This window comes from Shouchella hunanensis (genome assembly GCF_028735875.1).
Classification (GTDB): Bacteria; Bacillota; Bacilli; order Bacillales; family Bacillaceae_D; genus Shouchella; species Shouchella hunanensis.
The window spans coordinates 3705394-3717704 of record NZ_CP117834.1 but is presented as its reverse complement, the minus strand read 5'-3'; the positions used below and the strand labels follow the sequence as shown (position 1 = coordinate 3717704).

Below are 12311 nucleotides of genomic sequence, written 5' to 3'. Positions count from 1 at the left end.
CGTTAATGGGAACAGCAGTAGGATCAAAAACAAAAACATTTATGCGAATGATAAAAATCGAACATACGATTTTTGCCCTTCCATTTGCTTTTTTTGCCATGTTATTAGGTAGTCTCGTAATGAACGGACACTTTCCAACGTTTGTACAATGGTTTTGGGTGACGATTGCAATGATCGGGGCTCGAAGTGCAGCGATGTCGTTAAATCGTGTGATTGACGCTACAATCGATAAACATAATCCAAGAACAGCGAATCGTGAAATACCAGCTGGATTACTTTCAAAAGCAGATGTATGGATCTTTATTGCCGTATCGTTTGCCCTTCTTTTCCTTGCTGCGTTTAATCTTAACCTGTTATCTGTTTATCTATTGCCAATTGCTGTATTTTTTCTCGTATTCTACTCTTACACGAAACGATTTACATGGTTATGCCATGTCGTACTTGGTGTGACAATTGGGATTGCACCACTTGGTGGCTGGGTAGCCGTTACAGGTGAACTATCATTGATGCCAATGTTATTGTTCGGTGCCGTCCTTTTTTGGTTAGCTGGTTTTGATACCGTTTATGCCACTCAGGATGCCGACTATGACGCTTCAAACGGATTGTATTCAATTCCAAGTCGCTTTGGGGTCGCGAAAGCGCTTTTAATTGCGAGGGGCTTTCACGTTGTAAGTTTTCTTTTTTTTGTTTTACTCTTTTTCTATTCTCCACTTAGTTGGCTTTATTTAATCGGCGTTCTTGTCGCAGGCATTATTATGATTTATCAGCACTCCATAGTGAAGAAAGATGATTTATCTAAAGTGCAACTGGCCTTTTTTCCAATGAATGGCACGCTTTCCGTCATGCTGTTTGCCTTCGCTTTTGTCGATATGCTGTTGCTACGTTTTTTTTAGGAAGCTAGCTGACGAAGACGTTTAGAAAAGAATGAAATAACCTGCCTCTATCATGTGAATAGCATCGATTTTGAGGTGATTGCAACCATCCCGTATAACCTTCACTAGTGAGAAAGAAGAAAAAACCATTTATAAAACGAGCAGACTTTTAGGCTGCATAAGGGTGGCGTTCATGAAGTTAGCAGAAATATATAAAGAGTTTCAAACCGATATTGAATACATTGAATCCATACTGGAACGTACGCTTTCAGCTAAACACCCAGTTTTAAACGAAGCGTCGACTGATCTCTTAAAGGCGGGTGGTAAAAGAATTCGCCCAGTTCTTGTTCTTTTGGCTGGAAAGTTTGGAAACTACGATTTAGAGAAGTTAAAGCATATCGCTGCATCATTAGAGTTAATTCATATGGGTTCTTTAGTTCATGACGATGTGATTGATAATGCTTCATTAAGAAGAGGAAATGAAACGGTTATGGCAAGATGGGATAACCGTGTTGCCATGTATACGGGAGATTATATTTTTGGACACGCAATTGAAACAACGAAAGCGTTTCAAGATAAGCGTGTGCATGTGATCATTTCGGATGCAATGCATCAAATGTGTCTTGGCGAAGTCGAACAAATTCGAGATCAGTATAACTGGGATCAAACCATTCGCACATACTTTAGACGGATTAAACGAAAAACAGCTCTTTTAATTGCAGTTAGCTCTCAGTTAGGTGCTATTGCAGCTGATGTAGAAGAAGAGCTCCAACAACAAATGTATTATTTCGCTTATTTCCTCGGAATGTCTTATCAAATAATGGATGATATATTAGATTTTGTAGGCACGAAAGAACAGTTAGGAAAACCAGCTGGCGGGGATTTACGTCAAGGGAATGTAACGCTTCCTGCATTATATGCTATGGATACGAATCCATCGTTTAAAGAAAAGCTTAGAGAAGAATTGACGAAAGAAACAGCTAAAACGATAACGATGGAACCGTTTTTGAATGACGTACGCAACTCTGGCGGAATTGAATATGCCCAAGACTTAAGTGATCGCTACTTAAGCAAAGCATATGCGTTGCTTAATGAATTTCCTAATTGCGAGGCGAAGACCCATTTAAAGCAGGTTGCTGCTTATATAGGTCGACGGAAGTATTAAGTAGCTTAATAAAAAAACCGGTTGTGAGCATCACTTATCCGGTTTTTTTATGGATAATAGTAGGAATATTCCCTTTACTAGAAAAGTGTCAACGTACGAGGAAAAACGAATATTTTCGCTATTTTTTATTGTTAGCGCTTACTTCATTTGCTATACTAAAAGAGTTACCGAATAAACTAAATAAAGTGGGGTTGGAATGTTGGAACGTACATATGTGATGATTAAGCCTGATGGAGTTCAACGTAATTTAATCGGACAAATTGTTTCTCGTTTTGAGCAAAAAGGATTTAAACTTGTAGCAGGGAAACTTGTAACATTAAGCAAAGAAACAGCTGAGACTCATTATGGTGAACACCGTGAAAAGCCCTTTTTTAATGAGCTCGTTACTTTTATTACATCTGGTCCAGTGTTTGCAATGGTTTGGGAAGGCGAACAAGTTGTGAAAATTTCTCGCCATTTAATCGGAGCGACGAATCCAGCTGAGGCAACACCAGGCTCTATTCGTGGAGATTATGCAATTCAAGTTGGTATGAATGTGATCCATGGTTCTGATTCAACTGAAAGTGCTGATCGTGAAATTGGCATATTCTTTTCTGAAGAAGAGCTATCAACATATGAAAAAAATACAAACGTTTGGGTGTAAGCATCATTCACAAGCGTTAAAGAGGTACGGGAGGATGTCTTTTCATCCTTTCGTACCTTTTTATTATGGTATGCTGCATCCTTTTGAAGGACGCTTGTACCCGATTAAAGCATTTTCGTGGTACACTATTAGGTAAAATGAGAGAGATGGAGCGTTTGAATATGCAGTATCAAGATGATTATGAAGCCTTTTCTGATCTTTTCGCAACCTTAACAGGCATCCGCTTGCAAGCGTATAAACGCTCACAAATGGAACGCCGTTTGCGCACATTGAGTGTGAAGCATGGAATGAGCAGCATGAAGGCATATGGAGAAGCGCTAAAAGAAAACCCAGATCTTTTATCTGAATGTAAAGAAAAAATGACTATTAATGTAACATCTTTCTTTCGAAATGCAGATCGCTGGGAACGTGTAGCGGATTGGCTAGCTGCTCGTCACGCACTGACAAAAAAACCATTGGCCATTTGGAGCGCCGCGTGTTCCTCAGGAGAGGAAGCCTATACAGTAGCGATGCTCTGTAAGCGACATGAGTTACCACTAGTGTCTAATCAGCTACAAGCAACAGACTTAGATGGACAGATGATTCTAAAAGCGAAAAAAGGTCGTTATTCGACGCAAGCAGCAAAAACCGTTATGGAAGAAGAGATGCTAAATCGCTTCTTTCAAAAGGAAGAGTCTGATTTTTGCGTCGTAGATGAGATAAAAGATATGGTGTCATTTTCTACGTTGGATTTAATCCATGATGCTTTCCCAAAACAGATGGATATGGTTATTTGTCGAAATGTATGCATTTACTTTACTGAAGAAACGAAAGAACGCATTTTCCGGAAGCTAAGTGATGCTTTAAAAGAGGGGGGACTTCTGTTTGTAGGGAGTACAGAGCAAATTTTTCACCCTCATACATATGGATTAAAAGCAATAGCTCCTTTTTTTTATCAGAAAACAAATTGAAAAATTGCGTCATAGTTGGTATAATCGAATATAATTTAGCGCGTAAAAGTGATAAAGCAATTGGTAGAAGGAGTGGACATAATGAGATTTCTTACAGCTGGTGAATCCCACGGGCCGCAATTAACTACAATTATAGAAGGTGTTCCGGCTCAAATCCGCCTGGTGGAAGAGGATATTAATCGGGAACTTTCTCGCAGGCAAGGTGGATATGGTCGAGGACGCCGGATGCAAATCGAAAAGGATCAAGTGAAGATTATGAGCGGCGTTCGACACGGCTATACAACAGGGGCTCCGATTACGTTCGTTGTTGAAAATAATGATTGGAAAAACTGGACAAAAATTATGGGGTCAGCTCCCATTTCAAAAGAAGAAGAAGAAAAAATGAGACGTCGCTTAACACGACCACGGCCAGGTCATGCAGATTTGAATGGAGCAATAAAATACGGTCATCGTGACATGCGTGACGTATTAGAGCGTTCTTCAGCGAGAGAGACAACGGTTCGAGTCGCTTGTGGGGCGCTTGCGAAAGTTATTTTACGGGCGCTTGGAGTTGAAGTAGCTGGTCACGTTAGAATAATCGGTGGTATCGAAGCAAATGTGGAAGAGTCGCTTTCCATTCAAACAATTCAAGAACGGTCTGAAGCATCTCCAGTCCGATGCCTTGATGACGAAGCAGGCACGAAAATGATGGCGGCAATTGATCAAGCAAAACAAGACGGTGATAGTATTGGTGGCGTCGTTGAAGTAGTCGTTGAAGGGTTGCCAATTGGGTTAGGGAGCCATGTTCATTATGATCGTAAACTAGATGGGAAAATTGCTGGAGCTGTCATGAGCATAAATGCCTTTAAAGGTGTTGAGATCGGTTTAGGGTTTGAAGCAGCGCGAAAACCTGGTAGTCAAGTTCATGATGAAATCATTTGGGATGAACAAACAGGCTATAGCCGAAAAACAAACCGTCTAGGTGGCTTTGAAGGTGGAATGACAAACGGTATGCCAGTCGTTGTAAAAGGTGTCATGAAGCCAATCCCAACCTTATATAAACCACTTAAAAGTGTCGATATTGATTCCAAAGAGGCGTTTGATGCAGGTGTCGAGCGATCTGATAGTTGCGCAGTGCCAGCTGCTTCAGTTGTGTGCGAAAATGTCGTGGCATGGGAAATTGCAAGTAGCTTACTAGATACGTTTCCGGCAGATCAACTTTCGGACCTTCAAGCAGCGATAGAGCGACACAATGAAAAAGCAAGGCTATTTTAATGATGAAAGTCAATGTATGTACAGACAAAAAGACCTATGATGTGGTAATTGAACAAGGTGTGCTAAATCAAGCCGGATCGATTATTGAAAAAGTGGCCCCAGCTTCTCGTTACATGCTTATTGTTGATGAACAGGTTGCGACACATTATCTTGAATCGTTTCTCCAAACGTTTACGCAGACAGCTGTACATGTGTCTGTTGTTCCTAGTGGGGAACAGTCAAAATCATTTGCGCAATACGAGCGTTTGTTAAATGACTGCTTCGAATATCAGCTCGATCGCTCATCTGTCATCATCGCATTTGGTGGTGGTGTCATAGGAGATTTAGCTGGGTTTGTAGCCGGTACCTATATGCGTGGCATTTCTTTTGTACAAGTACCGACGACGTTATTGGCACATGATTCAAGTGTTGGTGGTAAAGTAGCCATTAATTTAGAGAAAGGCAAAAATATGGTGGGATTGTTTCACCAGCCGGAACTTGTCCTCTATGATCCTCAGCTTCTACAAACGCTTCCTGAAAAAGAATGGCGTTCAGGCTTTGCTGAAATAGTCAAGATGGCTTTTATTGCGGATAGGGACTTCTTAACATGGCTAGAAGAGGAAGTTGACTCGCTCACGTCCATCGAAGGCGAGTCGCTCGTACGTATGATTGAAAGAGCCGTAGCGTTAAAAGCGCGCATTGTGCAGCAGGATGAACAAGAGCTGGGTATTCGTGGTGTGTTGAATTTTGGGCATACGCTAGGTCATGCAATTGAAGCAGAGTTAGGCTATGGTGCTGTGACCCACGGTGAAGCCGTTCTGATCGGAATGGCTTTTGCATTAAAGCTTAGTGAGCGTAAGCACAACATTGATCTTGCTTCTGATCGGTATATAGCGTGGTTTCAATCTCTTGGCTATACCGTTCAAATCCCGTCTTCGCTAGAGATAACCGATTTGCTTTCACAAATGATGAAAGATAAAAAAGCGCGTCACGGTACGCTTCATTACGTTTTATTAAGTGCACTAGGTAAAGCGACAATTGAACCAATTACTGCAGAAGAGCTAGTAGCGGAATTGACAGTAGAAAAAGGAGGCCATTAATTATGATGCGAGGCATTCGTGGGGCGACGACAGTTGAAAAAAATGAAGCAGCAGAAATTGAACGTGAGACCGAGCGCTTGCTCCGAAAAATGGTAGCGGATAATGACATTAAGCCTGAACAAATTGCGCAAGTGCTTGTTACCGTAACAAACGACATTGATGCTTGCTTCCCAGCTAAAGCTTTACGTCATTTAAATGGTTTTGATTTCGTACCAGTTATGTGCGCTCAGGAAATACCTGTGAAAGGAAGTTTGTCGCGTTGTATTCGGATTATGATGACGGCTCACACGGAGCAGGATCAGCGAGATGTTCGTCATACTTTCTTAAATGAGGCGATAACGCTTCGTCCAGACCTCTTGCAAAAGGGCTAGGTGATAATGGGTTGACGTCAGTGGTTTTTTGCGTTAGACTACGTGCAAGCAAGATTAGATGAGTAGAGTTTAGAGTAGAGATTAGTTGAGAATGAGCAGAGCGGAGAGAATGTAGACGAAGTAAAGAACCCTTCCTATAAATGTATTTGGAGATGCGTCAATCCTCCAACCGCTCTTCATTTTCACATCACAAGGAGTGAGTGGTAAATGAAGAAAATAAATCCCCTTAATGTTCAAGTAATTAAACGCACAACACGTAAGAAGCAAATCGGTAAGCAAAAGTCGACAATGCTTCATCCTTCTGTTATTCCTTTATCCAATTTTATGTCTCGTTTTTATTATGTATGTAGGGATCACCTTATCCGAAATGCAGGTGTATGCCATGATTAAAGCGATGTTACACCGCTGCTTAGACAATGGTACATTAAGTGAACAAGAAGCAGAGTTGCTTATGGGCGAAATCATGCATGGGCGATTAGCAGATAGCCAGATTGCTAGCTTTATGACGTTGCTCCGATTTAGAGGAGAAACAACAGATGAACTTGTTGGCTTTGCGCGGGCAATGCGGGGAATGGCTGAACCATTTCCTATTCATCTAGAACGGACAATTGATACATGTGGAACAGGTGGTGACGGGCTTGGTACCTTTAACATTTCCACTGCAACAGCAATTGTTCTTGGATCAATGAACATACCTGTGACGAAGCATGGAAATCGTTCTGTGTCTTCAAAAACAGGAAGTGCAGATGTGTTTGAAGCGCTTAATATTGATATTCAAACATCGGTGACGGAAGCAGCAAATATGCTAACAGAGCAGTCACTATGCTTTATGTTTGCTCCTTTGTATCATCCTTCTATGAAACACGTAATGAAAACGAGAAAAGAGCTAGGCTTTCGAAGTATTTTTAATCTTTTAGGACCGTTAACAAATCCAGCTGGTGCAAAACACCAGTTAGTAGGAGTAAATAGCCGGGCAACCGCTGATCAATTTGGACACGTATTACAACGACTCGGTACAACCCACTCCGTTGTTGTTAGTGGTGCAGATGGACTTGATGAATGTGCCATTCATGGTGAAACGTACCTTGTTGATGTGAAGCAAGATGAGATTCATGCCAATACTATAAAGCCTGAAGATGTTGGTTTTACCCGTAGTTCGTTAGCATCCATCCGTGTACAAACCCCTGCTGAGAGTGCTGCTTTAATTCATCAGGTACTCCGGAATGAAGCTCCGCAAGCAGCAACTAATATTGTAGCGTTTAATGCAGGTGTTGCGTTGTATGCAGGTGATTACGTATCTTCTATTCAAGTTGGTGTTGAAGAGGCAAGGCGGGCAATTGAAAATGGGCAATCACAACTTTATTTGACCTCGCTGCAATCAAAGAAGAGAGGGATAAAACATGCTTGATCAGATTATTGCAACTAAAAAAGAAGAAGTGCGTGTGTTAGAAATGCCAGCTCCTGTAGCGGTAAAGCGAACGAGTTTAAAACAAGCCCTGCTTCAATCTACTTATGACCTCGGTTTAATTGCAGAAATTAAACAAGCGTCTCCGTCTAAAGGTCTTTTGGTTGAAACCCTCGATGTAAAACGTATTGCGCTATCGTATCAAGCTGCTGGTGCGTCTGCTATTAGTGTGCTAACCGATTATCCCTATTTTAAAGGGAAGAAAGAATATATCAAGCAAGTAAAAGACACGGTTAATCTTCCGGTTTTGCGCAAAGACTTCATCATTGATGCGAAGCAAGTTGAAGAGTCCTATCGACTCGGAGCGGATGCAATCTTGCTGATTGCAGGTGTTATTGAATACAGCCAGCTACGAGAGCTCTATGAACAAGCATATGAATTAGGGCTTGAATGCCTAGTAGAGGTACATGATGAACAAGAAGCGCAAACATTGCTTCAGTATATAAAGCCAGAAATCGTTGGTGTGAATAACCGGAATTTAAAAACGTTTCAAACGAACATTAAACAGACGGAATTAATTTTACCATCGCTCTCACAAGAATCGGTTCTTGTATCAGAAAGTGGCATTCGTACAAAAGAAGACCTTACTTATTTAAAGAGACTAGGTGTTCATGGTGTGTTAATGGGTGAGACATTAATGAAAGCGACGGATCGTTCTAAAGCCATTGAAAGTTTGTTTGCAAGTGAGCGGACAGTGGAATGAAGACGAAATATTGTGGGATTCAATCGAAAGAAGATCTAGAAGTTGTCGCTCACTCATTGTGTGATTACATTGGTTATGTTTTTGCAAAAAGTAAACGTCAAGTACTTCTTGATGATGTGATGCATTGGAATCAGTCTGTTCCTCATGAAAAGAAAAATGTTGCGCTTGTTGTAAATGCAACAATAGAACAAATAAAACCCCTTTTTGAAGCGAACATCTTCCACGTTCTTCAACTTCATGGAAGTGAGTCCGTGGAGAGTGTTAAAGCTGTTCGACATGCTTATCCAACTATTGAACTTTGGAAAGCGATCCATGTTGATGATAGTACTGTTGAGCAGCTTCATCGTTATGCTCCTTACGTAGATGGTCTTTTGTTAGATACAAAAAGCACACAAGCGTGGGGTGGAACGGGGCAAACATTTGATTGGGAACGCATTCCTACATTTATACAAGTTGCAAATCGATATGAAACGCCTCTGTTTATTGCTGGTGGAATAAAAAAAGAAAATATTCAAGATGCACAACAATATAACGTGTTTGGCTTAGATTTATCGAGCGGAATAGAGCGCAACGGACGAAAAAATATACGGGCAATAGAAGAGCTTGAAGAGGTGATCGAGAGATGAAAACAAATCTTTATCCAACTGAGCAAGGTCGTTTCGGCGAGTATGGTGGACAATATGTGCCAGAGACAATTATGAGTGCACTTGAGGAATTAGAGGCGGCTTTGGATGAAGCATTAGCGGACCCTGCGTTTACAAGTGAATTAACAACATTGTTAACAAATTATGCAGGCCGAAAAACTCCGATCACATTTGCCGATCAGCTAAGTAAAGCACTAGGGAATGTCTCCATTTATTTAAAGCGAGAAGATCTAGTACACACAGGCGCACACAAGCTAAATAATGCTCTCGGGCAAGTACTGTTAGCCAAACGAATGGGTAAAAAGAAAATTGTTGCTGAAACAGGTGCTGGCCAGCATGGTGTAGCGACCGCAACCGTAGCTGCGAAATTTGGCATGGACTGTTTAATTTATATGGGTGAAACGGATATGGAGCGACAGCAGTTAAATGTGTTTCGAATGGAGCTTCTTGGTGCGAAAGTTATCCCAGCGACAAGCGGAAGTAAAACATTAAAAGATGCTACAAATGAAGCGATTCGGCACTGGGTAACCAATGCTGACGATACGTTTTACATTATCGGTTCTGTCGTTGGTCCTCACCCTTACCCAAAAATGGTTCGCCAATTTCAACGGATCATTGGCGACGAGGCAAAAGAGCAGATGCTTACTGATTATGGTGAATTTCCGGATACCATTATTGCATGCGTCGGTGGAGGAAGTAATGCGATTGGGATGTTTTATCCGTTTATCGAAGACGATGTTTCATTAGTCGGTGTTGAGGCAGCTGGCCTCGGCGTCCATTCTCCTCATCACGCTGCAACGTTAACAAAAGGAACAAAAGGAATCATTCACGGTTCATTAACGTATTTACTGCAAGACGAGGTAGGTCAAATTATAGAGCCCTATTCTATTTCAGCTGGACTTGATTATCCTGGAATTGGTCCGGAGCATGCGTATCTAGCAGATTCAGGTCGCGTTACGTATGAAGCGGTAACCGATGAAGATGCCCTCTCTGCTTTGCGTATGCTTGCTGAACACGAGGGCATTATTTGTGCTTTGGAATCAGCACATGCTGTTGCTCAAGCGATTAAACAAAGTAAAGCAGGTAAAAAAGAAACGATTTTAATTTGTTTGTCCGGTCGTGGTGACAAAGACATGCATACCATTTATAAAAACGTCGAAGGAGAATCCGCTCATGAATAGACTAACCCAAGCGTTACAAAAGGATGATTTGTTTATTCCATTTATTACAGCAGGAGATCCTTCTCTTGACGTGACGATTGCGCTATTGCTTTCATTACAAAAGCAAGGGGCCGATGTCATTGAATTAGGTGTGCCCTACTCTGATCCTTTAGCGGATGGCCCCACGATACAAGCTGCTTCTATTCGAGCAATCCAGGCAGGAACGACCTTGCCGCAAATTTTAGAAATGATTCCACTGGCCCGAAAAAAAGGTGTGCATGTACCCATTATTTTGTTTACGTATGCGAATCCTCTTTATCAATACGGATTTGAAACATTTGTAGAACAGGCGTCGACCTTTGAAGTAGACGGTGTACTCGTTCCGGATTTACCTTTTGAAGAAGCACAGACGTTGGCATCACTATGTAAAGCAAACGGCTTGTCTTTTATTTCAATGGTAGCTCCAACTTCTAGAGAACGAATAAAAAAGATTGCTTCATCTGCAAGCGGCTTTTTATATTGTGTATCAACGACAGGCGTAACGGGCGCTCGTGATCAGTTGCCTGCTGATTTAAAACGTTTTATTCAGACAGTAAAGCAGCATGCTCAAGTTCCTTGTGTTGTTGGATTCGGTATTCATAAACGTGAGCAAGTAGATGCTATCCAACAGTATGCTGATGGAGTTGTGATTGGGAGTGCGATTGTGAAAGAGATTGAAAAGCGTGGAGAACGACTTTTAAGCAAAAGAGAAAAAGAAGCAGCGCTTGCTGAGATTGAACAGTATATTGGTGAGCTTCAAGGAATAAATACGGCCTCTTATTAAAAGAATGTTGAAGAAGAAGCTCTTTTTTCGTAGGATAACTAGTAAGATTATCGAAAGTAGGTGTGGACATGCTCGTTAAGAAACAAATTCGTGGTCTACCTGCGTATGCACCAGGCAAACCAATTGCTGAGGTGAAGCGCGAATATGGATTAGATCATGTTATAAAAATGGCATCAAACGAAAATCCGTATGGTGCGTCACCAAAAGTGGCTGAGAGAATCGCCACGATTGCGAGTGAAACGGCTATTTATCCCGATGGCTACGGAACGGAGCTGCGGGAAGCTTTAGCAACAAAACATCAAGTAAGTGAAAAGCAAATTATTCTAGGCAATGGATCCGATGAAGTCATACAATTTCTATGTCGAGGGTTTTTATCGGCTGATACCAATACGGTTATGGCTACGCCTTCTTTTTCACAATATAAATTAAATGCAACTATTGAAGCCGCTGAAATTGTTGAGATTCCAGTTACAAACAGTGGAAATCATGACTTAGAAGCGATGCTTGCAGCGATTAACGAGCAAACGCGCATCGTTTGGGTGTGCAATCCAAATAATCCTAACGGTGTTGCGTTAAGTCGGGAAGCGTTTGTCCACTTTTTAGATCGTGTTCCTAAAGAGTGCTTAGTCGTTTCAGACGAGGCTTACTACGAATATGTGACAATGGCTGATTATCCTGATAGCGTATCGCTGCTTTCTGCTTATCCGCAGCTAGTTGTGTTACGTACGTTTTCCAAAGCATACGGATTGGCTGGTTTACGAGTAGGCTATGGTATTGCGAGTGAAAGCGTGGCGCAAGCGATTGACCCTATTAGACCTCCGTTTAATAATAATGCGATAGCACATCAAGCAGCTCTGGCTGCATTGGAAGACGAAGGGTTTATTCAATTATGCAAAGAAAAGAACGAGCAAGAGAGGCAGCGTTTAAGAACTTATTTTGAAGAGGAGGGTTTCTTCGTTTATCCGTCCGAAACCAATTTTCTTCTAGTTGAAACAAGTATTCCAGGGAATCAACTTTTTCAGGCGTTTCTTGAAAAAGGGTTTATTCTTCGATCCGGTGAAGCATTAGGTTATCCAACTGGAATTCGGATTTCTATTGGTAGTAAGGAAGAAAATGATGCTTTTTTGAAAGTGGCACCGGCCATATTTAACACATGGAAAACTTAATGAAGTAGTGCAGGGA

The 12311-nt window shown here is 41.5% G+C and carries 14 protein-coding genes; all 14 read left to right on the top strand.

Annotation, left to right across the window (positions count from 1 at the left end):
* The first annotated feature begins 5 nt into the window (after positions 1-5).
* Complete coding sequence (locus tag PQ477_RS19045) at positions 6-893, top strand: UbiA-like polyprenyltransferase (protein WP_035398600.1); 888 nt, start codon at positions 6-8, stop codon at positions 891-893.
* A 172-nt stretch (positions 894-1065) separates the two neighbouring features.
* Positions 1066-2037, top strand: a complete 972-nt coding sequence (gene hepT / locus PQ477_RS19040) for a heptaprenyl diphosphate synthase component II (protein WP_035398598.1) — start codon at positions 1066-1068, stop codon at positions 2035-2037.
* 199 nt (positions 2038-2236) lie between these two features.
* A complete protein-coding gene (ndk, locus tag PQ477_RS19035; RefSeq protein ID WP_144560481.1) occupies positions 2237-2680 on the top strand; it encodes a nucleoside-diphosphate kinase in 444 nt (147 codons plus the stop codon).
* A gap of 161 nt (positions 2681-2841) precedes the next feature.
* Positions 2842-3630, top strand: a complete 789-nt coding sequence (locus PQ477_RS19030; protein WP_035398595.1) for a CheR family methyltransferase — start codon at positions 2842-2844, stop codon at positions 3628-3630.
* Between the two features lie 81 nt (positions 3631-3711).
* A complete protein-coding gene (gene aroC / locus PQ477_RS19025; RefSeq protein ID WP_144559070.1) occupies positions 3712-4884 on the top strand; it encodes a chorismate synthase in 1173 nt (390 codons plus the stop codon).
* Positions 4884-5963 carry a 3-dehydroquinate synthase gene (gene aroB / locus PQ477_RS19020; RefSeq protein ID WP_274272699.1) on the top strand — a complete coding sequence of 360 codons (1080 nt, stop codon included), beginning with the start codon at positions 4884-4886 and terminating at the stop codon, positions 5961-5963. The genes aroC and aroB overlap by 1 nt, the downstream gene beginning before the upstream one ends.
* Positions 5964-5965: 2 nt before the next feature.
* On the top strand, positions 5966-6334 hold the full coding sequence (gene aroH, locus PQ477_RS19015) for a chorismate mutase (RefSeq protein WP_035398593.1): 369 nt from the start codon (positions 5966-5968) through the stop codon (positions 6332-6334).
* Positions 6335-6541: 207 nt separating this feature from the next.
* Positions 6542-6724, top strand: a complete 183-nt coding sequence (locus tag PQ477_RS19010; RefSeq protein WP_035398591.1) for a hypothetical protein — start codon at positions 6542-6544, stop codon at positions 6722-6724.
* Positions 6717-7742 carry an anthranilate phosphoribosyltransferase gene (trpD, locus tag PQ477_RS19005; RefSeq protein ID WP_060705332.1) on the top strand — a complete coding sequence of 342 codons (1026 nt, stop codon included), beginning with the start codon at positions 6717-6719 and terminating at the stop codon, positions 7740-7742. The genes PQ477_RS19010 and trpD overlap by 8 nt, the downstream gene beginning before the upstream one ends.
* Complete coding sequence (trpC, locus tag PQ477_RS19000) at positions 7735-8502, top strand: indole-3-glycerol phosphate synthase TrpC (RefSeq protein ID WP_060705331.1); 768 nt, start codon at positions 7735-7737, stop codon at positions 8500-8502. Before trpD ends, trpC begins: the two co-directional genes overlap by 8 nt.
* Complete coding sequence (locus PQ477_RS18995; protein ID WP_274272698.1) at positions 8499-9128, top strand: phosphoribosylanthranilate isomerase; 630 nt, start codon at positions 8499-8501, stop codon at positions 9126-9128. Before trpC ends, PQ477_RS18995 begins: the two co-directional genes overlap by 4 nt.
* Positions 9125-10327: a tryptophan synthase subunit beta gene (gene trpB / locus PQ477_RS18990; protein ID WP_274272697.1), complete on the top strand. Its 1203-nt coding sequence runs from the start codon at positions 9125-9127 to the stop codon at positions 10325-10327. The genes PQ477_RS18995 and trpB overlap by 4 nt, the downstream gene beginning before the upstream one ends.
* The gene (trpA, locus tag PQ477_RS18985; protein ID WP_060705329.1) at positions 10320-11129 is read left to right on the top strand and encodes a tryptophan synthase subunit alpha; all 810 of its coding nucleotides are present in this window, start codon (positions 10320-10322) and stop codon (positions 11127-11129) included. The genes trpB and trpA overlap by 8 nt, the downstream gene beginning before the upstream one ends.
* Positions 11130-11197: 68 nt before the next feature.
* Positions 11198-12295, top strand: a complete 1098-nt coding sequence (gene hisC / locus PQ477_RS18980) for a histidinol-phosphate transaminase (RefSeq protein WP_274272696.1) — start codon at positions 11198-11200, stop codon at positions 12293-12295.
* Positions 12296-12311 lie beyond the last annotated feature (16 nt).